26 protein-coding genes and 1 tRNA gene are annotated in these 26,134 nt (G+C 68.1%); 15 read left to right on the top strand and 12 right to left on the bottom strand.

Annotated elements, in window-relative coordinates; genetic code table 11:
- Positions 1-6 precede the first annotated feature (6 nt).
- Positions 7-870 carry a PAC2 family protein gene (locus tag ACYVJS_RS12680; protein WP_460740815.1) on the bottom strand — a complete coding sequence of 288 codons (864 nt, stop codon included), beginning with the start codon at positions 868-870 and terminating at the stop codon, positions 7-9.
- Between the two features lie 110 nt (positions 871-980).
- Here ACYVJS_RS12680 and ACYVJS_RS12675 point away from each other — a divergent pair, with 110 nt between their 5' ends.
- The 9 genes from ACYVJS_RS12675 to lnt all read left to right on the top strand — a co-directional run bounded on the left by ACYVJS_RS12675 (position 981) and on the right by lnt (position 10,782).
- On the top strand, positions 981-1,667 hold the full coding sequence (locus tag ACYVJS_RS12675; RefSeq protein WP_460740267.1) for an HAD family hydrolase: 687 nt from the start codon (positions 981-983) through the stop codon (positions 1,665-1,667).
- Positions 1,664-2,680 carry a tRNA (adenine-N1)-methyltransferase gene (locus ACYVJS_RS12670; RefSeq protein WP_460740266.1) on the top strand — a complete coding sequence of 339 codons (1,017 nt, stop codon included), beginning with the start codon at positions 1,664-1,666 and terminating at the stop codon, positions 2,678-2,680. The genes ACYVJS_RS12675 and ACYVJS_RS12670 overlap by 4 nt, the downstream gene beginning before the upstream one ends.
- Before the next feature lie 4 nt (positions 2,681-2,684).
- Complete coding sequence (locus ACYVJS_RS12665; RefSeq protein ID WP_460740265.1) at positions 2,685-3,596, top strand: FKBP-type peptidyl-prolyl cis-trans isomerase; 912 nt, start codon at positions 2,685-2,687, stop codon at positions 3,594-3,596.
- 55 nt (positions 3,597-3,651) lie between these two features.
- Complete coding sequence (locus ACYVJS_RS12660; RefSeq protein ID WP_460740814.1) at positions 3,652-4,641, top strand: helix-turn-helix transcriptional regulator; 990 nt, start codon at positions 3,652-3,654, stop codon at positions 4,639-4,641.
- Positions 4,638-5,609, top strand: coding sequence for a helix-turn-helix transcriptional regulator (locus ACYVJS_RS12655; protein ID WP_460740264.1), 972 nt, complete (start codon positions 4,638-4,640; stop codon positions 5,607-5,609). Before ACYVJS_RS12660 ends, ACYVJS_RS12655 begins: the two co-directional genes overlap by 4 nt.
- 63 nt (positions 5,610-5,672) lie before the next feature.
- On the top strand, positions 5,673-5,927 hold the full coding sequence (tatA, locus tag ACYVJS_RS12650; protein ID WP_460740263.1) for a twin-arginine translocase TatA/TatE family subunit: 255 nt from the start codon (positions 5,673-5,675) through the stop codon (positions 5,925-5,927).
- A gap of 63 nt (positions 5,928-5,990) precedes the next feature.
- Positions 5,991-6,743 carry a twin-arginine translocase subunit TatC gene (gene tatC, locus ACYVJS_RS12645; protein ID WP_460740262.1) on the top strand — a complete coding sequence of 251 codons (753 nt, stop codon included), beginning with the start codon at positions 5,991-5,993 and terminating at the stop codon, positions 6,741-6,743.
- Positions 6,740-9,211: a DEAD/DEAH box helicase gene (locus ACYVJS_RS12640; RefSeq protein ID WP_460740261.1), complete on the top strand. Its 2,472-nt coding sequence runs from the start codon at positions 6,740-6,742 to the stop codon at positions 9,209-9,211. Before tatC ends, ACYVJS_RS12640 begins: the two co-directional genes overlap by 4 nt.
- 38 nt (positions 9,212-9,249) lie before the next feature.
- The gene (lnt, locus tag ACYVJS_RS12635) at positions 9,250-10,782 is read left to right on the top strand and encodes an apolipoprotein N-acyltransferase (protein ID WP_460740260.1); all 1,533 of its coding nucleotides are present in this window, start codon (positions 9,250-9,252) and stop codon (positions 10,780-10,782) included.
- Positions 10,783-10,834: 52 nt separating this feature from the next.
- Here lnt and ACYVJS_RS12630 read toward each other — a convergent pair whose 3' ends face one another.
- Together ACYVJS_RS12630 and ACYVJS_RS12625 are read right to left on the bottom strand one after the other, a co-directional pair.
- Positions 10,835-11,212 carry an RNA polymerase-binding protein RbpA gene (locus ACYVJS_RS12630; RefSeq protein WP_243227835.1) on the bottom strand — a complete coding sequence of 126 codons (378 nt, stop codon included), beginning with the start codon at positions 11,210-11,212 and terminating at the stop codon, positions 10,835-10,837.
- Positions 11,213-11,312: 100 nt separating this feature from the next.
- The gene (locus ACYVJS_RS12625; protein ID WP_460740258.1) at positions 11,313-12,092 is read right to left on the bottom strand and encodes a glycerophosphodiester phosphodiesterase family protein; all 780 of its coding nucleotides are present in this window, start codon (positions 12,090-12,092) and stop codon (positions 11,313-11,315) included.
- A 114-nt stretch (positions 12,093-12,206) separates the two neighbouring features.
- Between ACYVJS_RS12625 and ACYVJS_RS12620 the strand changes: the two genes are divergently transcribed.
- Positions 12,207-12,980: an SDR family oxidoreductase gene (locus ACYVJS_RS12620; RefSeq protein WP_460740257.1), complete on the top strand. Its 774-nt coding sequence runs from the start codon at positions 12,207-12,209 to the stop codon at positions 12,978-12,980.
- Between the two features lie 48 nt (positions 12,981-13,028).
- Here ACYVJS_RS12620 and ACYVJS_RS12615 read toward each other — a convergent pair whose 3' ends face one another.
- Positions 13,029-13,586 carry an HdeD family acid-resistance protein gene (locus ACYVJS_RS12615; protein WP_460740256.1) on the bottom strand — a complete coding sequence of 186 codons (558 nt, stop codon included), beginning with the start codon at positions 13,584-13,586 and terminating at the stop codon, positions 13,029-13,031.
- 88 nt (positions 13,587-13,674) lie between these two features.
- The gene (locus ACYVJS_RS12610; RefSeq protein ID WP_460740255.1) at positions 13,675-14,589 is read right to left on the bottom strand and encodes an AEC family transporter; all 915 of its coding nucleotides are present in this window, start codon (positions 14,587-14,589) and stop codon (positions 13,675-13,677) included.
- Between the two features lie 385 nt (positions 14,590-14,974).
- Between ACYVJS_RS12610 and ACYVJS_RS12605 the strand changes: the two genes are divergently transcribed.
- The gene (locus tag ACYVJS_RS12605) at positions 14,975-15,310 is read left to right on the top strand and encodes a sigma factor (RefSeq protein ID WP_460740254.1); all 336 of its coding nucleotides are present in this window, start codon (positions 14,975-14,977) and stop codon (positions 15,308-15,310) included.
- A 32-nt stretch (positions 15,311-15,342) separates the two neighbouring features.
- Here the strand turns inward: ACYVJS_RS12605 and ACYVJS_RS12600 are convergent, their stop codons facing one another.
- The gene (locus tag ACYVJS_RS12600; protein ID WP_460740253.1) at positions 15,343-15,855 is read right to left on the bottom strand and encodes a GNAT family N-acetyltransferase; all 513 of its coding nucleotides are present in this window, start codon (positions 15,853-15,855) and stop codon (positions 15,343-15,345) included.
- A gap of 43 nt (positions 15,856-15,898) precedes the next feature.
- Between ACYVJS_RS12600 and ACYVJS_RS12595 the strand changes: the two genes are divergently transcribed.
- Positions 15,899-16,231 carry a hypothetical protein gene (locus ACYVJS_RS12595; protein WP_460740252.1) on the top strand — a complete coding sequence of 111 codons (333 nt, stop codon included), beginning with the start codon at positions 15,899-15,901 and terminating at the stop codon, positions 16,229-16,231.
- 49 nt (positions 16,232-16,280) lie between these two features.
- Positions 16,281-16,838: a dihydrofolate reductase family protein gene (locus tag ACYVJS_RS12590; protein WP_460740251.1), complete on the top strand. Its 558-nt coding sequence runs from the start codon at positions 16,281-16,283 to the stop codon at positions 16,836-16,838.
- Here the strand turns inward: ACYVJS_RS12590 and ACYVJS_RS12585 are convergent.
- Genes ACYVJS_RS12585 through polA form a run of 4 tightly spaced genes read right to left on the bottom strand, consistent with a single transcriptional unit; the run spans position 16,816 to position 23,069 of the window.
- On the bottom strand, positions 16,816-17,577 hold the full coding sequence (locus ACYVJS_RS12585) for an SGNH/GDSL hydrolase family protein (protein ID WP_460740250.1): 762 nt from the start codon (positions 17,575-17,577) through the stop codon (positions 16,816-16,818). The genes ACYVJS_RS12590 and ACYVJS_RS12585 overlap by 23 nt on opposite strands.
- Before the next feature lie 44 nt (positions 17,578-17,621).
- On the bottom strand, positions 17,622-18,659 hold the full coding sequence (locus tag ACYVJS_RS12580; protein WP_460740249.1) for an LLM class flavin-dependent oxidoreductase: 1,038 nt from the start codon (positions 18,657-18,659) through the stop codon (positions 17,622-17,624).
- 55 nt (positions 18,660-18,714) lie between these two features.
- Positions 18,715-20,391 (bottom strand): DUF885 domain-containing protein, encoded by a 1,677-nt coding sequence (locus ACYVJS_RS12575; protein WP_460740248.1) that lies wholly within the window; start codon positions 20,389-20,391, stop codon positions 18,715-18,717.
- 32 nt (positions 20,392-20,423) lie between these two features.
- A complete protein-coding gene (gene polA / locus ACYVJS_RS12570; protein ID WP_460740247.1) occupies positions 20,424-23,069 on the bottom strand; it encodes a DNA polymerase I in 2,646 nt (881 codons plus the stop codon).
- A gap of 53 nt (positions 23,070-23,122) precedes the next feature.
- On the opposite strand from polA, the gene ACYVJS_RS12565 reads away from it, so the two are divergent.
- Positions 23,123-23,554 (top strand): hotdog fold thioesterase, encoded by a 432-nt coding sequence (locus ACYVJS_RS12565; RefSeq protein ID WP_460740246.1) that lies wholly within the window; start codon positions 23,123-23,125, stop codon positions 23,552-23,554.
- 23 nt (positions 23,555-23,577) lie between these two features.
- Here ACYVJS_RS12565 and ACYVJS_RS12560 read toward each other — a convergent pair whose 3' ends face one another.
- On the bottom strand, positions 23,578-24,192 hold the full coding sequence (locus ACYVJS_RS12560; RefSeq protein WP_137416998.1) for an ANTAR domain-containing response regulator: 615 nt from the start codon (positions 24,190-24,192) through the stop codon (positions 23,578-23,580).
- A 191-nt stretch (positions 24,193-24,383) separates the two neighbouring features.
- Here ACYVJS_RS12560 and ACYVJS_RS12555 point away from each other — a divergent pair.
- Positions 24,384-24,469: transfer RNA gene (locus ACYVJS_RS12555), tRNA-Leu, on the top strand.
- A gap of 197 nt (positions 24,470-24,666) precedes the next feature.
- Here ACYVJS_RS12555 and pyk read toward each other — a convergent pair.
- The gene (gene pyk / locus ACYVJS_RS12550; protein ID WP_460740245.1) at positions 24,667-26,112 is read right to left on the bottom strand and encodes a pyruvate kinase; all 1,446 of its coding nucleotides are present in this window, start codon (positions 26,110-26,112) and stop codon (positions 24,667-24,669) included.
- Positions 26,113-26,134: the final 22 nt, after the last annotated feature.

The raw sequence follows: 26,134 nt of genomic DNA, 5'->3' as shown, positions 1-26,134 counted from the left end.
CGCGCGTCAGCGTCGTGGCTCGTCGCGGCCGGGCTTGCCCGGCCCGTCGCCGCGGCGACGCAGGTACTGCTCGAACTCACGGGCGATGGCGTCGCCGGACGCATCCGGGGAGTCCCACGTGTCTCGCGTGCGCTCGAGTCCGCGGATGTACTCGGTCATCTCTTCGTCGTCGGCCGCGGCGGCGTCGATGGATGCCTCCCACGCGGCGGCCTGCGTCGACAGCTCGCCGCGGGGAATCTTCGCCCCGGTGATGTCCTCCAGCCGGTCCAGCAGCGCCAGCGTGGCCTTCGGAGAAGGCGTGTGTCCCGCGACGTAGTGCGGAACGCTGGCCCACAGCGAAGCCGCAGGGATGCCGGCCTGTTCCGCGACATGGGCGAGGACGCTCAGAATGCCGACGGGCCCCTCGTACGAGCTTCTCTCGAGGCCCAGGCCCGTACGCAGCGCGTCGCTGTCGCTGCCCGCGAAGATCGAGATCGGGCGGGTATGCGGCACATCCGCCATCATCGAGCCGAGCGCGACGAAACCGGTGATGTCCTCGGCGAGGGCGAAGTCGACGAGCTCGGAGGCGAACGCCTTCCACGCTCGCGCCGGTTCGACGCCGGTCAGCAGCCACAGCTGCGTGCCCCGTGTCTGCTGCGCCGGGCGCAGCAGCGTCGCTTCCGGCCAAGAGAGCGCGCGATTGCCCTCCGCATCCAGGCTCACCGTCGGGCGGGTGTACTGATAGTCGAAGTACAGTTCGGGATCGACCGAGTAGACAGGTTCGTACTCGCCCTCGGTGCGCAGGAGCGCGAGCGCGGCGGATGCCGCCTCACCCGCATCGTTCCAGCCGTCGAAGGCGGCGACCAGAACGCGCCGACCGAGTCCCTCCACCGTCACTCCCTCTCTTCCGCAGCAGCTGAGCGCCGCGGGGATCGTTCCAGGATAGGCGCAGCGACGCCGCGTGGCGCGGGTCCGGTCGGGGTGCCTCGTAGCATGGGACGGTGAACCCCCAGCTTCCCGAGGCCGTCCTGTGGGACATGGACGGCACTCTCGTCGACACCGAGCCCTATTGGATGGCAGCCGAGGGGCCGCTCGTCGCCGCCTACGGCGGCGTCTGGACCCACGAACAGGCGCTGGGGCTGGTCGGCCTCGGGCTCGATGACGCGGCACGCCTTCTGCAGGGCGCGGGCGTTCGTCTTGCCGAGCAGCAGATCATCGACACGCTGACGACCCGGGTCATGCAGTCGCTGCGGGAGGACGGCGTGCCCTTCCGCCCCGGTGCCCGCCAGCTGCTGGCCAGTCTCCGTGCAGCGGGGGTGCGGACGGCTCTGGTGACCATGTCCCTGCGTCGCATGGCGGACGCGGTCGTCGAGCTCATCGACTTCGACGCCTTCGACCTCGTGATCGCCGGAGACGAGGCGACCCGCCCGAAGCCCTTCCCTGATCCGTACCTGCAGGCCTGCGCCTCGCTCGGCGTCGATCCGGCGCGCACCGTCGCGATCGAGGACTCGCCGAACGGACTGCGTTCCGCCATCGCGGCCGGCACCGTCGCACTCGGCGTTCCCCACATGGTGTCGCTCGAGGGCGTCGGGGCAGCCGCCCTGTGGCCCTCGCTCGCCGACACCGACGCCGACGACATCGCGCGTCTGTTCACCGCACACCACAAATTCGAGGACGTCGCACGATGACCACTCCCGCCTCCACGCCCCGCGGCCCCTTCCGCTTCGGCGATCGCATCCAGTTGACGGGTCCGAAGGGTCGACTGCACACCATCACGCTGAAGGACGGGGGCGAGCTGCACACGCATCACGGCGTGCTGCGTCATCGCGACCTCGAAGGGGTGCCTGACGGCTCCGTCGTTGCCAACAGCGGCGGTCACGAGTACCTCGCTCTGCGCCCGTTGCTGCGCGATTTCGTCATGTCGATGCCGCGCGGCGCCGCGATCGTGTACCCGAAGGATGCGGCCCAGATCGTCGCGCAGGCCGACATCTTCCCCGGGGCGGTCGTCGTCGAAGCGGGTGTCGGGTCGGGTGCGCTCGCGCTCTGGCTCCTGCGTGGAGTCGGAGTGGCGGGACGGCTGACGTCCTTCGAGCGGCGGGAGGACTTCGCCGAGGTCGCGCGCGCAAACGTCGAGACCTTCCTCGGCTCCGTGCCCGAGAACTGGACGCTCGAGGTCGGGGATCTCGTCGAGCGCTTGCCGGAAGCGGTCGAACCGGCATCCGTCGACCGCGTCGTGCTCGACATGCTGGCGCCGTGGGAATGCATCGATGTGGTCGCCGATGCCCTCGCGCCCGGCGGCGTGGTGATTTGCTACGTCGCCACCGCCACGCAGCTCAGCCGCGTCGCGGAGTACATCCGTCAGACCGAGCTCTTCACCGACCCGGAGGCGAGCGAGACGCTCGTGCGGGGCTGGCACGTCGAGGGGCTCGCGGTGCGCCCGGACCACCGCATGGTCGCGCACACCGGGTTCCTGCTGACGGCGCGGCGACTCGCTCCCGGCGCCGTGCTCCCCGAGCAGAAGCGGCGCGCATCCAAGTCGAGCTACAGCGACGAGGACGTGGAGCTGTGGACGCCGGGGGCGGTGGGGGAGCGGCAGATCACCGACAAGAATCTCCGCAAGCGCGTGCGCGAGGCGCAGCGCGCGGCCGCCGGTGCACGCCAAGCGGCGGCGGAGGACGCCGCCGCCGAGCACGTAGACTGATCCGGTGCGCAGACTCCCCGCCGCGGCCGCCGCAGTCGGCCTGATGACCCTGGCCCTCGTCGGATGCTCGTCATCGGCAGCATCTGGTTGCGACCGCCCTGCCTCCGTCGGCTCGATCGGCTCGCTCGTCACCGTCTCCGGCGATGACAGCACTGTCGCACCCGCGGTCCAGGTGTCCTCGCCGATCAATATCGACGGCGTGCAGTACGACGACCTCGTCACCGGCGACGGAAACGCCATCGTCTCCGACAACCAGGTGGTGGACGTGGGCTTCACCCTCGCTGACGCGACGAGCGGCGAAGTCCTGGCCGCGGAGGGGTACGGTCAGCCGCTCTACCTCCCGCTGACCGGCCTCACTCAGGCGATGCCGGGCATCAAGAGCGCGCTGGAGTGCGCGACCGGGGGGTCGAAGATCGTCGTCGGCCTCGCCGCCGATCAGATCGAGGCCGGATTCCTGCAGCAACTGCGGCTTCCCGAAGGAACCCCGCTCGTGGCTGTTCTGGATCTGCGTTCGGTGCTGCTCGCGGCGGCCGATGGTGCACCGCAGTACAACGATGCGCACGGGATGCCCTCCGTCGTGCTCACCGACGACGGCCACCCCGGCGTGGTGGTCCCCGATGGCTCCGCTCCGTCCGAGCGCAAGGTGGAGGTTCTGAAGAAGGGCGAGCACGACGTCCCCGCTGACGGCTCGACCGTCGTCGTGAACGTGCTGCAGGTCGACTGGAAGAGCAAGCGCGTCACGAAAACCACCTGGGACGACAAGCCCGACGCCGTTGCACTCGGGGGCGACTCGGTCGTCTCGCAGACGATCGCCGGCCTTCCGATCGGCTCGCAGGTGCTGGTCGTGGAGCCGCCCGCCGACGCCTCCGGCGATGCGTCCATCTACGTCATCGACATCCTCGGCGCGCTGGGCTGAGCCCCACCATCACCGCGCCGGCAGGCAGCGGCGCGCCTAGGATATGGGGGTGCCCATGAACGAAGCGAGTTCCGTCGCGCCCGAGGAGCGTCTGGTGAATCTCGCCGTCGCGCTCATGGCGACGGAGCAGGGCCTCACCAAGGACACCATCCTCCGGTCGGTGTCGGGCTACCGGGAGCAGGCGGAGTCCGGCGCGTCGAAGACCGCTCTGGAGAAGATGTTCGAGCGCGACAAGGAGAGCTTGCGCGCGCTGGGAGTTCCGATCGAGACCATCGGCGACCACGCCGATCCCGATGACCTCCGCGAGGCCCGCTACCGTGTGCCGACCGCGGAGTACGGGCTCCCCGAGGACATCACGTTCACGCCGGCGGAGATCGCCCTGCTGAACCTCGCGGGCTCTGTCTGGAGCGAGAACAGCATGTCGTTGCCCGCACGGAGCGGGCTGCGGAAGATCCGCGCACTGGGCAACGAAGTCGACGCCGAGATCGTCGGCTACGCGCCGCGCATCAGCGTTCGCGACACGGCGTTCGCCCCGCTGCAGCGAGCCATCGAGCAGGCGCGCGTCGTCTCGTTCACCTATGTGCGGCCGGGGGAGTCCACGGCTCGGCGTCGCAGGGTGCGACCACTGGCCCTCGTCGAGTACGAGGCCCGTTGGCACGTCTACGGCACGGACGTCACGCTCGGCGCGGAGCGCACATTTCTCCTCTCCCGTATCACCGACGCGGTCCAGATCACCAAGGAGGGTTTCGACCCCTCGCTGCGTGCGGGCGCGGGAGAACGAGCCCTGCACGAGCTCCAGGAACTCGCGACAGGACAGGAAGCTCTCATCGAAGTGCATCCCGGAACCGAGGCCGCACTCCGACTGTCTCGTCGTGGGCGCTCCGCGCCCCAAGGCATCCTGGTGCCGTACGTCGATGCACACATCCTCGCCGACGAGTTGGCCTCTTACGGTCCCGAAGCGCGCGTGGTGGACCCGCCCCACCTGCGCGATCTCGTGATCGAGCGCCTGCGCGCAGTGATGGCGCTGCACGGAGGACGCTCGTGAGCGCCTCGCGTCCGCTGGTCGCCACCGAGCGCGCCGCCTTGATCATGCAACTCGTGCCCTATCTGCTCGAGCGCGGCGATGTCGCCCTGGAAGACGCCGCGCGCGACTTCGAAGTGAGCCCCGCTCAGATGCGGGGAATGGTCGAGAAGCTGACGGTCATCGGCCGTCCCGGGGAGGGCGGCTTCTGGTCGCTGCCCGGTGACCTCTTCGACATCGATTGGGATCTGCTCGACACGCAGGACCGCATCGCGCTGACCCACACCGTCGGCCTCGAGCGCACGCCTCGCCTGACGGCGCGCGAGGCCGCGGCGCTGCTCGCCGGCCTCCAGCTCACGGGCTCACTACCCGGTGTGAGCAATTCCGCCCTCTTGGAAGGCCTCCTGGCGAAACTCGCGCGCGGAGCGGCTGCGGTTCCGGCCGACGTCATCGTCGCCCCCGCCCCGGTCGACCAGGTGCGCGAGCGCGTCGACGAGGCGCTGCGTCGAGGGCGTGCGGTCTCGTTCTCCTACAAGACCCCGGATGCGGCCGCGACGACCCGCACCGTCGACCCGGTCAAGGTGCACATCGCCGACGGACAGTGGTACCTGCAGGGCTGGTGCCACCTGCGCCAGGCGACGCGCACGTTCCACCTCGACCGGGTGTCCGACGTCGAGGTCACCGACATCCCCGTGACGCACAGCGCGGATCCGTTGCCCGCCCTGTTCGACACCCTCCAGGGCGACATCGTGGCCCGTCTGCGGTTCCCGGAGGCAGTGGCACCGCTTCTCGGAGAGTTCCTGACGCACGCCGAGATCGAGAGCTCCGGCGGCATGGCGACCGCCACGGTGCGCCTGGCGGATGAGGGCGTGCTGCGTCGACTCGCCGCCCGCCGCGCCGGTGACGTCGAGATCCTGGCACCCGAGGCGGCCCGCCGAGCTGCCGCATCCTGGGCGCACGCAGGCCTGGCGCAGTACGAACACTCCGACTGATCCCCGGCCCCGTCACGCAAGCGCGGGTTACACTGGGGGCACCTCGAACTTTTGGAGATCTCCATGGGCGCTTTCGGTTGGCCGCACCTGCTGGTCATCCTCGCGGTGATTCTGCTCCTCTTCGGCGCTGCCAAGCTGCCGGCTCTGGCCAAGAGCGTGGGACAGTCCGCCCGGGTGTTCCGCGGAGAGATGAAGGCTATGAAGGAGGACGACGCGGCGGCGCCGTCCACGGTCACCAACGCCGCGTCGGCTCCTGCCCCGGCGGAGTCCACGCCGAAGGCTCCCGACACGGGGACTTCGCCCGACACTCGCGCCTGACCGGCCGTGACGGCCCCGGCTTCGCCCATCACGGGAGCTGAAGAGCCACGCCGCGAGAAGCGGATGTCGCTGGGACAGCACCTCATCGAGCTGCGGCGTCGTCTCATGATCGGCGCCCTCGCCCTCGTCGCGGCGATGATCGTCGCGTTGTTCGTCACTCAGCCGATTCTCGACTGGCTGATGGCCCCCATCGAGTACGTGGCGAGGCAGCGGGGCGACGACTTCTCCGCGCTGAACTTTCCGACGGTGACCTCCGCGTTCGAGATGAGGATGCGGATCGCCGTCACGATCGGCATTTTCTTCTCAGCCCCTGTCTGGCTATGGCAGATCTGGGCGTTCATCATGCCGGGTCTGACTCGCAAGGAGATCCGCTACACGATCGGCTTCGTCGCGGCCGCCATCCCGCTGTTCTTCGCCGGGTGCTATGTGGCGGTCCTCGTCATGCCTCACGTCATCGAGGTGATGTGGAGCTTCACGCCCCAGGGCGCCGTCAACTTCTACTCCGCATCCGAGTATTACGACTTCATCTTCAAGCTCATGATCGTCGTGGGTGTCTCTTTCGTGCTCCCCGTCTTCCTCGTGGCGCTGAACCTCGCCGGGATCATGTCGGGCATGGCGATCCTGAAGGGCTGGCGGGTGGCCGTGCTCGTCGCGACGATCTTCGCGGCCGTCGCCACCCCAGCCGCTGACGTCGTCAGCATGCTGCTGCTCGGCGCCATCCTGATCGTGTTGTTCTTCGCGGCGGCGGGCCTGTCGATCATCTTCGACCGCCGCCGGCGGAAGCGCGAGAACGCTCTTTTGGACACCACGCTGTGACGGAACTCTCCGCCGCCGAGAAGTTCGCCGCCGCACAGTCGCGGGCGTCTCATCCCGAGACCGCCGCGTTCGCGGCCGCGCAGCGGTTCGAGCTCGATCCGTTCCAGCTCGAGGGATGCGCGTCCCTCGAAGAGGGCAGGAGCGTCCTCGTGGCGGCTCCCACCGGCGCGGGCAAAACGATCGTCGGCGAGTTCGCCATTCATCTCGCCATGCTCACGTCGCGCGACAAGGCGTTCTACACGACGCCGATGAAGGCGCTGTCGAACCAGAAGTTCCGCGAACTCACCGAGGTTTACGGGCCCGATAACGTCGGGCTTCTCACCGGCGACACCAACATCAACGGCAACGCGCGCATCGTCGTGATGACGACCGAGGTGCTGCGCAACATGCTCTACGCGGGCTCGGCCGCCCTGCGCGACCTCCGTTTCGTCGTGATGGACGAAGTCCACTATCTTGCGGATCGCTTCCGCGGAGCGGTCTGGGAAGAGGTCATCATCCACCTCCCTGAGAGCGTGCGACTGGTCTCCCTGTCGGCCACCGTGTCGAACGCCGAGGAGTTCGGCGACTGGCTGGACACGGTGCGCGGCGAGACGGACATCATCGTCTCCGAGACCCGTCCGGTGCCTCTCGAACAGCACGTCCTGGTGCGCGGAGATCTTCTCCCGTTGTTCGATGATCGCGCCGGCGTCGCCGCCGCGCAGGTCAACCAGGAGCTGCTCCGCATCCGCTCCGGCGGGGGGTCCGGACACGACCGCAAACGCTACGGGCAGCAGGCCCGACGGGATGCGGACGCGCACCGCCGTCCGCATCGGCACGGGACCAAGCAGCTGCGCTCCGGCAACGCCCGGCGACTCGAGCGCATCGACCGGCCCGAGGTCGTCGATCTGCTGGGGCGGGCGAACCTGCTCCCCGCGATCTTCTTCATCTTCTCCCGCGCGGGGTGCGATGGGGCCGTGCAGCAGGTGCGACGTTCGGGACTTCGTCTCACGGACGCCGACGAGCGCCGTGCGATCAGAGAGATCGTGGAGGAGCGCACGCGCAACCTCCCGGACGAAGATCTCGCGGTTCTCGGCTTCTGGGAATGGCGCGAGAACCTCGAACGGGGCGTCGCAGCCCACCACGCCGGGCTTCTGCCCGCGTTCAAGGAGATCGTCGAGGAGCTCTTCCGCCGCAAGCTCGTCAAGGTCGTCTTCGCGACGGAGACGTTGGCACTGGGCATCAACATGCCGGCCCGCACCGTCGTGCTCGAGAAGCTTGAGAAGTTCAACGGCGAGGCGCGTGTCGCCATCACCTCGGGGGAGTACACGCAGCTGACCGGCCGGGCCGGGCGTCGTGGCATCGACGTCGAGGGGCACGCGGTGGTGCAGTGGAGCGAGTCGATGGATCCCCAGGCCGTCGCGGCGCTCGCGTCGAGACGCACCTACCCGCTGAACTCGAGCTTCCGACCCACCTACAACATGGCGGTCAACCTGATCGACCAGTTCGGCCGCGCCAGGGCCCGGGAGATACTCGAGTCCTCGTTCGCGCAGTTCCAGGCCGACCGCTCCGTCGTCGGGCTTGCCCGGGAGGTGCGGGCGGCGGAGGAGTCTCTCGCGGGCTACCGCGAGGCGATGACCTGCGATCGTGGCGACTATGCGGAGTACGCGCAGTTGCGACAGGAGGTCTCCGAGCTGGAGAAGCTCGGGCGTAAGGACGCCAACGCCTCTCGCGCGACCCGCGACGAGCGCACGCGCCGCATCCAGTCGCTCCGCCGCCGGCTCCAGCATCATCCGTGTCACTCCTGTCCGGAGCGCGAATCGCACGCGCGGTGGGCAGAGCGCTACCTCAAGCTGAACAAGCGCGTAGAACGCGTGCGCGGCCAGATCTCCTCACGAACCGGCACGGTCGCGCGCGTCTTCGATCGCGTCGTGGACGTGCTGAGCGAGCTCGACTACGTCGCTCGCGACGACGACGGGCGCACGATCCTCACCGCATCGGGTCGACGGATGCGGCGCATCTACGGAGAGCGCGACCTTCTGGTCGCGGAGTCACTGCGCACCGGCATCTGGGATCGTCTGGACGCGCCGTCGCTGGCCGCGCTGGTGTGCGCTCTCGTGTACGAGCCCCGGCGGGACGAGGCAGGGGTGGGGGAGCGGGGCCTGCCCCGCGGTGCCTTCCGCACCGCCCTCACCGCCACCGAGGACCTGTGGCAGCGGCTCGACGATCTCGAACGCGACCACCACCTGCCCGGTTCCACACCGCCGGCGGCGGGGCTGTCGCAGGCGATGTACTCGTGGGCACGAGGGTCGATCCTCGACCGTGTGCTTACGGAGGCCGACATGGCGGCCGGCGACTTCGTGCGGTGGGCCAAGCAGACGATCGATCTGCTCGATCAGCTCTCCCTCGTCGCAGATGCGCCACTGGCCACGACCGCGCGCACTGCGCTCGACTCGGTGCGTCGCGGCATCGTCGCGTACGCCGGCGTCTGACGGCGGGCCCATAGCCGGATCCGCCTAGGCTGGAGAACGTGCCGAGACCGCGTGCCCTCCTTCCGCTCTGGGCTGCCGTGCTGGTATCCGTTCTCGGCGGGCTCGCTCTGACGACGGCGTTCCCCGCATTGAGCTGGTGGCCGATGGTGTTCGTTGCGATCCCGCTCGCGCTCGTCTCTCTCATCGGCCGCAGCGCGGGTGGCGCGTTCCTCGTCGGCACGGCGTACGGAGCGGCGTTCTTCCTCATCAACGTCTCGTTCACCGCTCGCTATCTGGGACCGGTACCGTGGCTCGCGCTGTCGGTCCTCGAAGCCGTCCTGACCGGTGCTGCGGCCATCCTCATCACCTGGGCCTACCGGTGGGTGCCGCGGGCGCTGCGAGGCACCTGGCCCCGTCTCATCGCGCTCCCTCTCCTCGTCGCGGGTCTCTGGGTGCTGCGCGAACAGTGGGTCGGCACCTTCCCGTACGGCGGCTTTCCGTGGGGCAGGGTCGGCGTGACGCAGGTCAACGGCCCGTTCGCCCCCCTCCTGTCCTGGATCGGGATGTCGGGTGTCGGCTTCGTCATCGTCCTCCTGTGCGCCGCGGCCATCGAGTACGTGCGCATGCGCAGGTTCAAGGAGATCCGCACGGCCGTTCCGGTCGTGCTCGTCGCCGTGATCGCGTTCGCGGTGCCCGCGTTCAACACCACCGCCGCCGGTACGCTGCGCATCGGGTCGGTGCAGGGCAACGGCCCGGCGGGATACTTCGACCAGCGCACGCGGGGCGCGCTCCTCGACGCCCAGATGAAGGCCACCGAGGCGATCGCGGATGATCGTATGGATCTGCTGGTCTGGCCGGAAGGTGGCATCGATTCCGATCCGACGGCCAACCGGACCACGGCCGCCACGCTGGACACGCTGTCGAATCGTATCGGCGCACCCCTGCTCGTGAACGCCGCGACGGCGCGCGGCGATCGCTTCTTCAACACGTCGATGCTGTGGGAGCCGGGGAGGGGCGTCGTCGCCTCCTACGACAAGATCCATCCGGTGCCGTTCGGAGAGTACGTCCCGGATCGTCCTTTCTTCGCCGCGTTGGCGCCGGATCTCATCAACCTCATCCAGCGGGAGTACACCCCGGGCACGGCCGAACCTGTCGTCGAACTCGGTGATACCCCGATCGGGCTCGCCATCTGCTTCGATGTCATCTACGACGACGTGGTCTGGGCGGCCTCGGACGGCGGCGCCCAAGTGTACGTCTACCAGACCAACAACGCGGATTTCCGCGGGACCGACGAGAATCTCCAGCAGCTCGCGTTCGCGCGCGCTCGGGCGATCGAGACAGGACGAGCCGTCGTGAACATCTCGACCGTGGGCACGAGTCAGGTGATCGCTCCCACCGGGGAAGTCATCGACGGCATCGCCGCCGACACCGCCGGCGCGATGGTGACCGAGGTCCCGCTGCGTACCGGCACGACCGCCGCGATGGTGCTCGGCCCGGCACTGCATGCCGTATTCGCGTGGGGCAGCCTGGTCGCGCTCGTGGCAGCGGCGCTCGCGGCGCGGCTGCGTGCACCGCGCCGAAACCGCGTGTGACGAAGAACGGCGCCGCACCCCGTGGGGTGCGGCGCCGTTCGAAAGAGTGCGCTCAGGCGGTCTTCTTGGTGACGTCGTCACCGGCGCCGCGACGGGCGCGGACGAAGGCGAGACGCTCCTCGAGAAGCTCCTCCAGCTCCGGGATCGTACGGCGCTCGAGCAGCATGTCCCAGTGGGTACGGGCGGCCTTGTCGTCGCTGTGGTCGACGGAGACGGTCTGCTCGCCCACGCGCAGCAGTGCCTCTCCGCCGCATGCGCGGCATTCCCAGGTCTGCGGCGGCTCAGCGTCTGCCGCGAAAGTCAGTGTGGTCTCTTTCGAACACACGCTGCAGACGTAGGTCTGCTGCGTGCGCTCATGAAAAACGACGCCCTCTTCGCTCTGTAGGCTCTGGGCGCCGAGTCGGATGCCGCGAAGACTGCGGTCTGCCATTGTGTGGTCCTCTCGTCGCGTGGTGCTTACCCGGTATAACGCGTCGAGTTGGGAGGATCATCCGAGGCCGCTATGACGGAGCACAACTCACAGTCTATCTTCAGCGACCAGCGCCGAGAATTCGCAGCGCGAGATCCGCACGGTCGGTCACGAGGCCGTCGACTCCCATGTCGATCAGGCGTCGCATGTCCGCATCGTCGTTGACGGTCCACACATGGACTTCCACGCCCGCACCGTGCACCGCATCGAGCAAGCGTGGGGTCACGACGCGGATGCGGTTCTGATACTCCGGAACTTGAAGGGCGTCGATACCCGCCAGCGTTCGACGCATCAGTCGGCGGGAGCCTGTGACGGCGGCCGCGGCGACGCGCGCGACCAGGCTCGCGCCGGCGGATGTGGCGGGGAGGAGGGTCGAGCGGGCGCGCGCCGCCGCCTCGAGCGCCGTTCGGCGCCGACGCTCGGAGAAGCTCGTCAGCAGGACGCGCTCCGCCGCGCTCGCGGCGAGGCGCCCTGCGGGCTCCGCGGCACCATCCGCCTTGACATCGATGTTGAAGCGCACGTCGGGGAAGCTCTGCAGCGCCTGTTCGAAGCTCGCGAGGCCGCCGCGATCGGCCATGAGATCCTCGAGCTCGCGCAGCGTCACATCTCGGACCAGGCGGGGATCGCCGGCCACGCGCGACAGGTCGTCGTCGTGAAAGAAGACGACCTCGCCGTCACGTGTCAGATGACAGTCCGATTCGACGTATACGGCGCCGGCGGCATGTGCGGCGGCAATCGCCGCGAAGGAGTTCTCGACCACCTCGGGACTACTCGCGGGGACGAGTCCTCGATGAGCGAGGACCCGCGGGCGAGGTGTACCGCTCAGGTACGGATGCGTCACGATGCCCACGTTATCGCGCGCGACGCCGAGCGGGGATTGGTAGGGTCGGGTGTCGCCCTGATGCGCCGTTTCGGCGCCCGGCGATGCCCCTTCGCGCAAGATTCAGGAGTGCCCGTGACCGATTCGCTCACCCCCCTCGCCGCCGGTTCCCTCGCCGGCAAGACCGCCCTTGTGACCGGATCGTCGCGCGGTATCGGAGCCGACACCGTGCGCTATTTCGCGCAGGCCGGCGCGAACGTGGTCATCAACTTCCGCAACAAGGCGCCGCGTGCTGAGAAGCTTGCCGCACAGCTGCGCGAACTCGGCGTGCGGGTGCTCGTGGTCGGAGCCGATCTGACGGACGCGGACTCTGTGCAGGCGATGTTCTCCGAGGTCGAGCAGACGTTCGGCTCGCTCGACATACTCGTGCTCAATGCTTCGGGCGGCATGGAGGGCGGCATGGCCGCGGACTACGCGCTGCAGCTGAACCGGGACGCCCAGGTGCGCGTGCTCGAGACCGCCCTGCCTCTGCTGGGTTCGGGGTCGCGCGTCGTCTTCGTCACGAGCCACCAGGCGCACTTCATCCACACGACGCCCACCATGCCCGAGTACGAGCCGGTCGCGCTCTCCAAGCGGGCCGGTGAGGATGCGCTTCGTGAGCGGATCCCCGCTCTGGCGGAGCGCGGTATCGAGTTCGTGGTCGTCTCGGGCGACATGATCGAAGGCACCATCACGGCGACACTCCTGGAGCGCGCGAACCCCGGCGCCATCGCCTTGCGCCGAGAGGATGCCGGCAAGCTGTACAACGTGTCCGAGTTCGCGGCCGAGGTCGCCCTCGCGGCCGTGGAGGCGGTGCCCGCGGACAACACTCGCCTCGTGGGGGAGACCAGCTCGTTCGTCGCCGAGTGAGCATGCGAAAGCCCCCGAATCCTCGGATTCGGGGGCTTTGCTGCGTCGTCAGGCGCGGCCGAAGGAGAAGGCGCGCACGATCTGGATAATGCCCAAGACGACGAGCGAGGCGCCGACGAAGACCCAGAGCAGAGCCACGTACAGCGGTGACAACACCAGAATGACGCCGGCGATCAGGCTCATCACCGCGAAGAAGATGGTCCAGCCTCGCGAGGCGCTGTTGCCGAGTGTGGTGAGCGCGACGACACCCTCGACGATCCAGGTGATGCCGATGAACACCCCGACGAAGATCGCGAGGAACACCGTGGTGTCGCCGAGGTTCGCGAGCGCAATGATGCCCGCCGCAACGAACAGCAGACCGAGCACGATGTGACCCACGCGGGACCATCCGCCAAGGGTCTTCGAGAAGATGCCGAGGCCCGCGTAGACCAGGCCGGATGCAATGGCGTAGACCGCGATGATGGCGGTTCCCACCGCGGCCGTCTTCAGCGGCCACACGAGGATGAGGATGCCGACGATCAGGGCGATCGCGCCGCCGATGCCGAAGGCGGTGCGGATGCCGTTGACGAAGGTCTTGTCGGCGCTGGGAGTGACGGTCTCGGACATGTCCTGCTCTTTCTGAGAAGAAGCTGAGTGTACGACTCCACCGTAGCGCGACGACGCGTCGCAGGGGAGTGGCGCCCGACTCGCTCCGTCACAGCAGCAGGACGATCCCCAGCAGAACGGGCACGCTCCCGAGGGTCGTGAGGAAGATCGTGTCGCGTGCGACGGCCTCGCCGACGGCGTAGCGCTGGGCGTAATTGAAGACGTTCTGCGCCGTCGGCAGCGCCGCCAGCACGGTGACGACGAGGACCTCATGCGCTGAGAGTCCGAAGAGTGTCGCCAGGGCCCACGCGGCAGCGGGCATCACGAACAGTTTGAGCACGCTCGCGATCAGGACTTCACCGCGGTGGCCGGCATCCGCCAAGACGCGCTGGCCGTGGAGTGAGATGCCGTAGCTGATCAGCAGGATGGGGACGCACGCGTTCGCAATCAGCAGCGCAGGCTCCAGGACGATGGACGGAAGCGCGATGCCCGAGACGGACACGAGCGTTCCGAGCGCCGAGCCGATCACGATGGGATTGCGAGCCGTTCGACCCAGCACGCGCCAGAAGGATCGCGTGCCGGTGGTGGCGGCATCCAGGATCGCGAGCGCGATGGGGGTCAACAGGAGCAGTTGCATCAGGATGACTGGCGCCGGGTAGGCGGCACTGCCCAGCAGGTACAACGACAGGGGGATTCCGATGTTGTTGGAATTGACCTGACCGGCCGACAGCGCGGAGATCGTCGCGTCAGCCACGGAGCGCCGCCATACGAAGCGCGAGAGGAGCCATTGCAGCCCGATGATCACCACAGCGGCGATCGTCGACACCGGAAGCAGTGCGGAGAACAACGTCGTGATGTCCGCTTGGCTGAGCACGGTGAACAAGAGGAACGGTGAGAGCACGTAGAACGTGAGCCGGCTCAGCACGTGCCGTGCATGCGGACCGAGCAGGTCGATGCGCCCGATGATGTAGCCGACGATGATCGCGGTTCCCACAACGGCGAACCCGGTCAACGTCTCCAGCACGTCTTCAGCCTATGGCGCACCTGTGCGCGGAGCCGTCCGCTCTGGCGTTCGACGCGGCGTGCGCCACCGGTTATTACCGATAATGCACATTATGTCAGTACTAGCTCCAGCGGCCCCTCCTCTCCTCGGGCACGTCGGCGCCGTCGCACCTGGCTCGCTCCCGGACTCGCGGTCGGTGCGGTCCTGCTCACCGCCGGCGCGGCAACGCGTCGCAGACGCCCTCGTCCCCGTTCTGCAGGACTTCGTCGCAGGCACCTTCTCCGGAATCCGCTGGCTCGGAGTTCCCGAGGCGAGCACGTCGCGCGCTGTCGATGCATGGGGCATGACGTGTGCCCCTGAAGCGGAGTGAGATGCCGAGCGGACGCACAGCGGATGAGATCACGCGTTGATCACTGCCCACTCCCCCGATGTTCTCGCCTACTTCACCCGTCGAGTTCCTGAAGCTGCAGATGCCGCGGACCTCCTCGCGGAGACGCTTCTCATCATCTGGAGACGTGCCTCCCGTCTGCCGTCGGGAGACGAGGAAGCCCGAGCGTGGATGTTCGGAATCGCGCGTCACGTCCTGCTTCATCACCGCCGCGGGTTCGCTCGCCGAGTCGCTCTGACGGAACGCCTTCGAGCCGTGTTGGCGACGACGGCTCACCCGGGCTTCTCGCCCGACCCCGAACACGAGGAACTGCACCGCGCACTCGCCACACTCGCGGACCGGCGTGCTGCCTGATTGACGCCCTGCTGTGCACGCAGAGCCGCTGTTCAGCAGGACCCGCTGAGCTCCACACCCATCTGCACGCGGAGCCCGAGGCGGTCGAGCCCGAGTCGCGCCTCCGTCTCGACGAGCATGCGGTGGAAATCGTCGGACGGCTCCTCGATCGCGAATCCGGCGGATGCGTAGAACGGTGCATTCCACGGGACGTCGGCGAACGTCCGGAGCGTGAGCTTGGCGTAGCCGGCTTCGCGGGCCGCATCCTTCGCCGCTTCGACGAGCGCGCGTCCGATGCCGCGGCCGCCGAAGGCCGGAAGAACCGACACCTGTTCGAGATGCGCGCCGCCGTCGAACTCGAGAATGTGAACGAAACCGACGACAGCGCCGTCCGCACCCTCGGCCACCACGATCATGCCTCGGTCAGCGAGCCGTTCGGCAGCCGTAGGCGCAGGGTGCCACTGGTCTGGTTGGAGAAGGTTCACCAGGAGTGCGTCGGCCTCATTCTCGACCCGCTCGAGATGCGGGAGGTCGGCCGCGACGGAAGGGCGGATCTTCACGGGCATCCCTTCATCGTATGACGGTGACTTGACGACTACTGTCGAGCACGTGCCCTCCGATTCCCTTCCCGCCACCCGACGGGTCGAGCTCGATCTGCGCAAGCCGCGGTTCGCCCTGTACGCCGTACGACCGACCGTCGTGATCGGCGGTCGCGGACAGCCGGCGCAGTGGGGTCGCGGCACCTGGCTGGTGTCGGCAGCGCATCCCGAGCGCATCGGCGTGTTCCTGTTCAACCGCGTCTGGCGCTTCGGCTCGGCCGTCGTCGACCTCGAACCCGGCGCGCAGGCGCCGCTGGTCTACCGAGCGCCACTCCTCCCGTTCGGTCGCGGTCGACTCTCCTCTGCGGCCACCCCCTCCCCTGGCGGCGACTCTCGCCTGTAAGGCGTCCGGAGCGACGGAGGATGTCGGATGCCGCGCATACGGTGACGCCATGGTCCGCTACGTCTACTGCACCGCATCCACTCTCGATGGCTTTCTCGCCGACGACGCGGACAGCCTGGACTGGCTGCTCAATGTGCCCGGCGCGGAAGGATCGAGCGCTTTCGCGACATTCCTCGAAGGCGTGGGCGCGCTCGTGATGGGATCGACGACCTTCGACTGGGTGTATCGGCACGAGCGCCTCGACGAACACCCCGAACGTTGGCACGACGCCTATGCGGATCGCCCTGCCTTCGTGTTCAGCTCACGCGAGCTCGCACCCCTTGCCGGAGCTGACATCCGACACGTCCACGGAATCGTCTCGTCGCATCTCGCGGAGATCGAGGCGGCGGCCTCGGGGCGGGATGTCTGGATTGTCGGCGGAGGGGATCTCGCAGGTCAGTTCGTCGATATCGGACGCCTGGATCGCATCATCGTCACCTACGCTCCGGCGGTGCTCGGGTCGGGGCGTCCGCTCCTGCCTCGTCGTCTGGACGACACGCGGTTGCGTCTGGAAGAAGCCGTTATGGACGGACCTTTCGCGCAGGTCACGCTGTCGGTGTCACCGTGACCCAGTCGCCGAACTTCGACACTCGGCCGTCGCCCGAAGACCGACCGGTGAGACGGCGCTGCACCCAGGGCCCCACATGCGTGCGATAGTAGGCGAGGCCAGAGCTCGTGCGCGCGGCGGACTCGGTGGGAAGCGACCACCACGAGGGATCCGCGGTCTCTCCGAGAGACTCGAGCACGCGAGCCGCCACGCGATGATGACCCCGCGCGCTCATGTGCAGGCGATCGTCCGACCAATAGCCCCGCGAGGAGAGCTCGGTGTCCGGCCAGTTCAGGGCCCGAACGACATCCGGACGGTGCTCGATGCGCGAGACGACGGCCGCCGAGAGCTCGTCACCGCGACGCTGGATGAGGCGCCCCATCGGTAGGTGCGGCGCGGGATTCGCGCCGCTGAGCACGATGAGGGTCACCCCCTCCTCGTCGCACCGGCGCAGCACCTGGTCGAAGGCATCCGCCAAGTGCGAGATGGCGGTTCGCGGGCGCAGCATGTCGTTGCCGCCCCCGTTGAACGAGAGATGCGTCGGCCGGAGCGCAAGCGCCGGCTCCAGCTGCTCGGCGACGATGGGCCAGATCAGCTTTCCGCGGATGGCGAGGTTCGCATAGGAGATCTCCTGACCGAGCGAGTTCGCCCAACCCTGCGCGGTGAGATCCGCCCACCCGCGCACACGACCGTCCGGAAGCTCATCGCCGACTCCCTCGGTGAACGAATCCCCGATCGCGACGTACCGGATATCGGGCACGCATCCCCCTGTTCCGCCGGCTCTCTGCGCCGGACCTGTCGAGCCTACTCGCCGCCTTCGGCCAGCAACTCCCGAACCCGCGGAGCCACCTGCGTGCCGTAGAGCTCGATCGAGTGCAGCATCTTGTCGTGCGCGAGCGTGCCGTTCGAGAACTTCAGATCGAACCGGTCGATCCCGAGAGTGCGCACGGTGGCTGCGAGCTTGCGCGCCACGGTCTCCGGCGATCCGGCGTACACGGCGCCGTCGGGCCCGACATCGTTCTGGAATTGCGCGCGGCTGTACGGCGGCCAGCCCCGCTCCCGTCCGATCGCGTTGCGATTGGCTTCCATCGCCGGATACATCTCGTCCCATGCCTGCTCGTCCGTGTCGGCGATATGACCCGGCGAGTGCACACCGACAGGCAGGCGCTCTGCGCCCATCGCGTCGCGCGTGCGGTGGAAGAGGTCGACGTAGGGACGGAATCGTGCCGCCGCTCCCCCGATGATCGCGAGCATCAGCGCGTATCCGTGGTGCGCGGCGCGCACCACGGACTCCGGCGAGCCTCCCACGCCGACCCACGCACGGAAGCCGTTCTCCGTCTTGGGGAAGACATCGGCATCTTTCAGCGCGGCGCGGGTGCTCCCCTGCCACGTCACCGGCCTCTCATCGCGCAGCCTGCTGAACAGATCGAGGCGCTCGTCGAAGAGCACCTCATAGTCGGCGAGGTCGAAACCGAAGAGCGGGAAAGACTCGATGAACGACCCGCGCCCGAGGATGACCTCCGCACGCCCGTTCGAGACCGCATCCAGCGTGGCGAACCGCTCGTACACGCGCACCGGGTCGTCTGACGAGAGGACCGTCACGGCGGCGCCGAGGTGGATGTCGCGCGTTCGGGCCGCAGCGGCAGCCAGAACGATCTCCGGGCTCGAGACGGCGAACTCCTTGCGGTGGTGCTCCCCCACGCCGAAGAATGCCAGCCCGACCTCGTCGGCACGCACCGCCTGCTCGACCACGTTGCGGATCGTCTGAGCGTCCGACAGGGGCATACCCTGCTCGTCCGCGGTGACGTCACCGAACGTGTCCAGTCCGAACTCCACGGTCATCGCGACCACCTTTCATTCAGACGGATACAACTCGCGGGTGGGGTTCACCATTCCCTCAGTGTGCACGCAGCGCGTCGCGCAGCGTGTCGAGACCGACGCCGCCGATGTCGAGAGCTCGCTTGTGGAACTGCTTGATGGAGAACGCCTCCCCCTGCGCCTCACGTACATCGTCGCGGATCTGCTCCCAGATCCGCTGGCCGACCTTGTACGAGGGCGCCTGACCCGGCCAGCCGAGGTAGCGGTTGACCTCGAACTGGATGAACGCGTCCGGCATGTTGACGTTCTGCCGCATGAACGCGAGCGCGAAGTCGTGATCCCAGATGCCTGCGCCGTCGGGACGCTGCTTGCCCAGGTGCACACCGATGTCGAGGACCACACGGGCCGCCCGCATCCTTTGTCCGTCGAGCATGCCCAGCCGGTCGGCGGGGTCGTCGAGGTACCCCAGCTGCTCCATGAGGCGCTCGGCGTATAGAGCCCAGCCCTCGGCGTGTCCGGAGGTTCCGGCCAGCAGACGCCGCCAGGAGTTGAGCTGCGCGCGGTTGTAGACGGCCTGCGCGATCTGCAGATGGTGCCCCGGAACGCCCTCGTGATAGACGGTGGTCAGTTCGCGCCACGTGTCGAATTCGGTGACCCCCTCGGGTACCGACCACCACATGCGGCCCGGTCGGGAGAAGTCGTCGGTCGGGCCCGTGTAGTAGATCCCGCCCTCCTGCGTCGGGGCGATCATGCACTCGAGCGTGCGGATCGGTTCCGCGATGTCGAAGTGGGTGCGGCCGAGCTCGGCGACCGCGCGGTCGCTCGTGGCTTGCATCCACTCCTGCAGCGCCCGGGTGCCGTGGAGCTTGCGCGAGGGGTCCGCCTCGAGGTGCGCGACGGCTTCGGCGACGCTCGCACGGGGCAGGATCTCGTTCGCGATGGACTCCTGCTCGGCGACCATTCGAGCCAGTTCCTCGATGCCCCACTCGTATGTCTCGTCGAGGTCGATTTCGGCGCCCAGGAAACGACGCGAGTGCAGCGCGTACAGCTCCCGACCCACCGCATCCTGATCGCCGGCGACCGGGGCCAGCTCGGCAGACAGGAATCGCGCGAGATCGTCGTACGCGACGCGAGCAGCGCCCGACTGATCTGCGAGTTCGCGAGCGAGGGATGCGGGCAGCTGTCCCTCGCCGGGGGCGGCATCGCCGGCGAACGTCGCGAAGAACCCGCTCTCCGCGGTGTACCGCTCGATCTGCGTGACGACCTCCAGCACCTGGCGGCGGGCGGGGACCGTTCCCGCCGTGATCCCTGCTCGGAGCGTCGCGATGTAGCCGTCGATCGCCGAGGGCAGGGCCTGCAGACGGCGAGCGACGACCTCCCAGTCCTCGATCGTGTCGGTGGGCATGAGATCGAACACCGACCGGATGTCCTGTGCCGGAGATGCGATGACGTTGAGATCCCGCAGGCTCGCTCGCGCCTCGTGCAGTTCGAGGTCCAGGCGCAGCTCGCGCGACAGGTCCGCCTTCGTCACGGCGTCGATGTCGTCGACGGCCGGGGTCGCTTCGAGCTCGGCGAGCGTGCGCCGGGCCTCTTCGGCGTAGCGTTCGGCCCCCTCCGGCGAGTAGTCCCCGAATCGGTCGTTGAACTCGAATCGACCGATGTAGGTGGCGGTCGTGGGTGACAGCTCGGCCACGGTGTCGACCCACGCGTCGGCGATGGTGTCGATGGGAGTGGTGGGGCGGGACGTTTCACTCATGGATTCGAGACTACGCCGACGGTCGGCGCCGTTCAGTGCCCGGCCGCGTTCCAATCAGCGCCGCGGCCGATCTGCACGTCGAGCGGGACGGTGAGCTGCGCCGCATCCCCCATCCGCGCGCGCACGATCTGCTCGGCCTGGTCCCACTCTCCCGCAGCGACCTCGACGACGAGTTCGTCGTGGATCTGCAGCAAGACGCGCGAGGCCAGTTGATGCTCCTGGAACTCGGCGTGGATGCGGAACAGCGCGATCTTCATGATGTCGGCCGCGCTTCCCTGGATCGGGGCGTTGAGCGCTGCACGCTCCGCGTTCTCGCGCAGCACCCGGTTGGGACTGGCGAGGTCGGGGAACGGACGACGCCGCTTGAAGATCGTCTCGGTGTAGCCGTCTTCGCGGGCCTTCTCGACGGACGCGCGTAGATAATCACGCACCGCGCCGAAGCGTGCGAAGTACTCCCCCATCAGCTGCTTCGCCTCGGACTGATCGATGCGCAGCTGCTTGGAGAGCCCGAACGCAGACAGACCGTAGACGAGACCGTACGACATCGCCTTGACCTTCGTGCGCATCTGCGGTGTGACCTCCTCCGGCGTCACGCCGAACACGCGCGCGCCGACGAACCGGTGCAGATCCTCCCCCGTGTTGAACGCTTCGATCAGCCCAGGATCTTCCGACAGGTGCGCCATGATGCGCATCTCGATCTGGGAGTAGTCGGCCGTCAGGAGGGTCTCGTACCCCGCGCCCACCTGGAACGCGGAACGGATGCGGCGGCTCTCCTCGGTGCGGATCGGGATGTTCTGCAGGTTGGGGTCGGTGCTCGACAGCCGACCCGTCTGCGAACCCGTCTGCAGGTAGGTCGTGTGGATGCGTCCGTCGGCGGCGATCGCCGCGTCGAGCGTCTCGATGATCTGACGCAGCTTCGTCGCCTCGCGGTGCTGCAGCAGCAGATCGAGGAAGGGATGCGGGTGGGACTCCTGCAGGTCGGCGAGGACGGCCGCATCCGTCGAGTAACCGGTCTTCGTCTTGCGGGTCTTGGGCAGCTGGAGATGCTCGAACAGCACCTCCTGCAACTGCTTCGGCGAACCGAGGTTCACCTCGCGATCGATCGCCGCGTAGGCGCGCTGCGCGAGGCCGTCCGCACGCTCGGTCAGTTCGGCCGAGAAGCCAGACAGCACCTCGTGCGACACCGCCACGCCCGCGAGCTCCATATCGGCCAGCGCGAGCAGAGTGGGCAGTTCGATGTCGGCGAGCACCGATGACGGACCGTCGCCCAGAGCGGCACGCAGGGGCTCGGCCACGCGGATCGTGTACCACGCCAGCTGGCCGGGAGTCGCCCCCTCGGTCTCGGGCACGAGCTGCGACGGATCGGCCTCGGGAAGCTTCTCTCCGAGGTAGCGGTCGACGAGATCGCCGAGCGACTTGTCGGGAAGGCTCGGGCGGATCAGCCAACCGGCGAGGAGCGTGTCGAAGGACACGCCTGCGACCGTGAGTCCGGCGCGTCGCAGTGCCTTCACCTGGCCCTTGGCGTCGGTGAACGTCTTCGGGCGGTCTGAGGCGAGCCAGGGAGCGAGGGCGTCTGCGACACCTTCGCTCCAGCCCGCCTCGATCACGGCGCCAGCGCGGGCGAGCCCGATACGCGCAGGCACGGAGGCTCCCAGCACGACGGTCACCCCGACCTCCGCGTCGCCCGCCTCGTCGAGCCAAGCGGTGAGCATCGCGGGGTCTGTCGCCTCCACGGGGGCTGGGGCCGCGACGACCGGTGCCTCGTCGGCGACGGCGCCGGCCGCGTCCGCTCCGGTGGCCTCGAACACGCGCGGCAGCAGCGTGCGGAACTCGAGCCGCGCGAAGATGTCGCGCACACCCTGCGCGTCGATCGGACGCACGGCGAGGTCCTGCGGCGTCACCGGCAGCTCCACGTCGCGCAGGAGACGGTTGAGGGCGCGATTGCGACGCACGTCGTCGATGTGCTCGCGCAGGTTGTTGCCCACGACGCCGGTGACCTTGTCGGCGTTGGCCAGCAGCTCGTCGAGGGATCCCCACTGCGTGAGCCACTTCACGGCCGTCTTCTCGCCGACCTTGGGAACACCGGGCAGGTTGTCGCTCGTCTCTCCCACGAGCGCCGCGATCTCGGGGTACTGCTCTGGGGCCACCCCGTAGCGCTCGCGCACCGTCTCGGGCGTGTAGCGCTTGAGCTGCGATACGCCTTGCACGCTCGGGTACAGCAGGGTGACCTCGTCTGTCACGAGCTGGATGGTGTCGCGATCGCCGGAGCAGACGAGGACGTCGTAGCCCGCAGCGACGCCTTCGGTCGCCAGTGTCGCCAGAATGTCGTCCGCCTCGATGTCCTCCTTCGTCAGCACCGTGACGTTCATGGCGCGCAAGCACTCCTGTAGAAGGGGGATCTGCCCGGAGAACTCGGGCGGGGTCTCGCTGCGCGTCGCCTTGTACTCGGGGTACTCGCGGGTGCGGAAGGAGACCCGTGAGGTGTCGAACGCGACTGCCAGGTGCGTCGGCTTCTCGGCCTTCAGCAGGTTCACGAACATCGAGAGGAAGCCGTAGACCCCGTTGGTGTGCTGCCCGTCCTTCGTCGTGAAGTTGTCGACGGGAAGGGCGTAGAACGCCCGGAAGGCGAGCGAATGGCCGTCGACGACCAGCAGAGTAGGCTTTTCGGAGTCCGTCACCCTGACAGCCTAGTAAGGCCTGCGGACACGACACCCCGGAGCCCAGGAGCAGCATGACCGCGCCCGAGTACACGATCGATCCGCTGGAATGGGTGACGCGCCGCGGCACGGGCGCCCTTGCCGACAAGATGGGGCTCGAGTGGCTCGAGTTCACCGCGGAGCGCGGCATCGCTCGCATGCCCGTCGAGGGCAACACGCAGCCGGTGGGTCTGTTCCACGGCGGCGCCTACGTCGTGCTCGGTGAGTCGCTGGGCTCGATGCACGCGAACTATCTCGCCGGCCCCGGGCGCCTCGCCGTCGGGGTCGACATCAACGCGACGCACACGCGCTCGGCCACATCCGGATTCGTCACGGGCGTGTGCACTCCCCTGCACGTCGGACGCACGCTGATGGTGCATGAGATCGTGCTCTCGGACGACGCGGGCCGCCGCTGCTCGACCGTGCGCATCACGAACCTCGTGAAGGACACCGCCGGAATCGCCTGATCGATCGGATCAGGCGGGTCGCGTCACTTCTTGGGTGCGAGCTGCTCGATGATCGCCTTGGCGACGTCCTGCATCGTCAGGCGGCGGTCCATCGACGCCTTCTGGATCCAGCGGAACGCCTCGGGCTCGCTCAGGCCCATCTTCTCGTTCAGCAGCCCCTTGGCGCGGTCGACGAGCTTGCGGGTCTCGAAGCGCTCGACCATGTCGGCGACCTCGGCCTCGAGCGTGATGATCTGCTCGTAGCGCGCCAGAGCGATCTCGATCGCCGGCAGCAGGTCGTTCGGCGTGAACGGCTTCACCACGTACGCGAGCGCTCCGGCCTCGCTCGCACGCTCCACGAGCTCCTTCTGGCTGAAGGCCGTCAGCAGCACGACGGGGGCGATGTGGTTCTTGTTCAGCTTCTCCGCGGCGCTGATGCCGTCGAGCTGCGGCATCTTCACGTCCATGATCACGAGGTCGGGACGCAGATCAGTGGCGAGCTGCACGGCGGTCTCACCGTCTCCGGCCTCACCGACGACGTCGAAGCCGTTGTCGCGGAGGATCTCGACGATGTCGAGGCGGATCAGCGACTCGTCCTCTGCCACCACCACGCGGCGGGGTGCGGTCGGGTTGGTCGCGGCGGTTTCCTGCTCAGTCACCTTTGAATCCTACGGCACTCGGCAGCTCCGCATCCGGATGCGACACCGCTCTGCCCGAGGATGCGGCTGTCCTCGGGCGTCGAGGCGATCTTCCGCCCCCGAGGAAATCGCTCGACCGGCTCGGAGAGCAGGACGACGGGCGGCGGTCGGCTGGTGCGATAAGGTCGAATCCGGCCACCTGAGTGGTCGATGCCGGCGTGGCGGAATGGCAGACGCGACCGACTCAAACTCGGTTACTCGAAAGGGTGTGTGGGTTCGACTCCCACCGCCGGCACCAACATCTTGTCGCACGCGTACACTTCGTGTCTCACTCGTGCACACCTGCGGCCCTCACGACGTGAACGGTTGAGACACGCACCCCTGCCTCGCACACCGCGAGTGCTCCGAGTCCCCGCCCGAGCACAGGGCGCGGGGCAGCAGACAGCCGAAGGGACCTCCCCCAGTGGGGAAGGTCCCTTCGGTGCATCTCGCGGGTTACTCGCCCGACCAGATCGGAGCGCGGCCGTTGACGGCGTCACCGATCTTGTGGATGCGGATGTCGTTCGTCGACCCGGCGATTCCGGGAGGGGAACCGGAGATCACGACGACCTTGTCACCCTCCTTGGCCAGGCCCTTGGACAGGAAGAACTCGTCCACCTGCATGAACATGTGATCGGTGTGCGGCACGTGCTCCACCAGCGCCGACTGGATGCCCCACGTCACGGCCATGCGACGACGGATCGCCGGGTCCGGCGTGAACGCCATCATCGGGATGCTGGGGCGCAGGCGCGACATGCGGCGAGCGGTGTCGCCGGACTCGGTGAAGATGCAGAGCCAGCTCGCCTCGACGAACTGCGCGACCTCCATCGCAGCCAGGGTGATCGCGCCACCCTGCGTGCGCGGCTTCGTGTTCAGCGGAGCGATGCGGTCGAGTCCGTGCTCCTCCGTGGAGGCCACGATGCGCGCCATCGTCTCGACAACGCCGACCGGGTACTTGCCGACGCTGGTCTCGCCCGAGAGCATGACCGCGTCCGCGCCGTCGAGGACGGCGTTGGCGACGTCGCTCGTCTCGGCGCGGGTCGGGACCGGGTTCTCGATCATGGACTCGAGCATCTGCGTGGCCACGATGACCGGCTTCGCCATACGACGGCACAGCTCGACGGCGCGCTTCTGCACGATCGGCACGGCCTCCAGCGGAAGCTCCACACCGAGATCGCCGCGAGCGACCATGATGCCGTCGAAGGCGTCGATGATCTCCTCGAGGTTGTCGACGGCCTGCGGCTTCTCGATCTTGGCGATGACCGGCACACGCCGACCCTCTTCCGCCATGATCTCGTGCACGCGGTCGACGTCTTCGGCGTTGCGCACGAACGAGAGCGCGATGATGTCCGCACCCGCGTTCAGACCCCAACGAAGATCGGCCTCGTCCTTCTCCGACAGTGCGGGGACGTTGACGGCCACGCCGGGCAGGTTGATGCCCTTGTTGTTGGAGACGGGGCCGGCGACGACGACCTTCGTGGTGACGACGGTGCCGTCGGTCTCGACGACTTCGACACGAACCTTGCCGTCATCGATCAGAAGGAAATCACCGGGCTTGACGTCCTGCGGGAGGCCCTTGAAGGTCGTCGAGACGATCTCCTTGGTCCCGAGGATGTCCTCGATCGTGATCTTGAAGATGTCACCCACGGCGAGCTCGTGGGGGCCGTCGGCGAACTTGCCGAGGCGGATCTTGGGCCCCTGCAGGTCGACGAGGATCGCGACGGCGGAGCCGGCGTCCTCCGCGGCACGGCGCACGTTCGCGAAGTTCGCGTCGTGGACCGAGTAGTCACCATGACTGAGGTTGAGGCGGGCGACGTTCACACCTGCGTCGATGATCGCGCGGACCATCTCGTAGGAGGATGTTGCCGGGCCTAGGGTTGCGACGATTTTCGCGCGTCTCATCCGAGTTCGAACTCCGGGTCTT

The organism is Microbacterium neimengense, from assembly GCF_054782995.1.
The sequence above is the reverse complement of the archived record's forward strand: the minus strand, read 5'-3'. Positions and strand labels throughout refer to the sequence as shown.

Coding starts and splice junctions, on each gene's coding strand:
- ACYVJS_RS12670 (WP_460740266.1), top strand. CDS start 1,664: ATGACCACTCCCGCCTCCACGCCCCGCGGCCCCTTCCGCTTCGGCGAT.
- ACYVJS_RS12660 (WP_460740814.1), top strand. CDS start 3,652: ATGAACGAAGCGAGTTCCGTCGCGCCCGAGGAGCGTCTGGTGAATCTC.
- tatA (WP_460740263.1), top strand. CDS start 5,673: ATGGGCGCTTTCGGTTGGCCGCACCTGCTGGTCATCCTCGCGGTGATT.
- tatC (WP_460740262.1), top strand. CDS start 5,991: ATGTCGCTGGGACAGCACCTCATCGAGCTGCGGCGTCGTCTCATGATC.
- ACYVJS_RS12630 (WP_243227835.1), bottom strand. CDS start 11,212: ATGGCAGACCGCAGTCTTCGCGGCATCCGACTCGGCGCCCAGAGCCTA.
- ACYVJS_RS12615 (WP_460740256.1), bottom strand. CDS start 13,586: ATGTCCGAGACCGTCACTCCCAGCGCCGACAAGACCTTCGTCAACGGC.
- ACYVJS_RS12600 (WP_460740253.1), bottom strand. CDS start 15,855: ATGCCCGTGAAGATCCGCCCTTCCGTCGCGGCCGACCTCCCGCATCTC.
- ACYVJS_RS12590 (WP_460740251.1), top strand. CDS start 16,281: ATGGTCCGCTACGTCTACTGCACCGCATCCACTCTCGATGGCTTTCTC.
- ACYVJS_RS12580 (WP_460740249.1), bottom strand. CDS start 18,659: ATGACCGTGGAGTTCGGACTGGACACGTTCGGTGACGTCACCGCGGAC.
- ACYVJS_RS12575 (WP_460740248.1), bottom strand. CDS start 20,391: ATGAGTGAAACGTCCCGCCCCACCACTCCCATCGACACCATCGCCGAC.
- ACYVJS_RS12565 (WP_460740246.1), top strand. CDS start 23,123: ATGACCGCGCCCGAGTACACGATCGATCCGCTGGAATGGGTGACGCGC.
- pyk (WP_460740245.1), bottom strand. CDS start 26,112: ATGAGACGCGCGAAAATCGTCGCAACCCTAGGCCCGGCAACATCCTCC.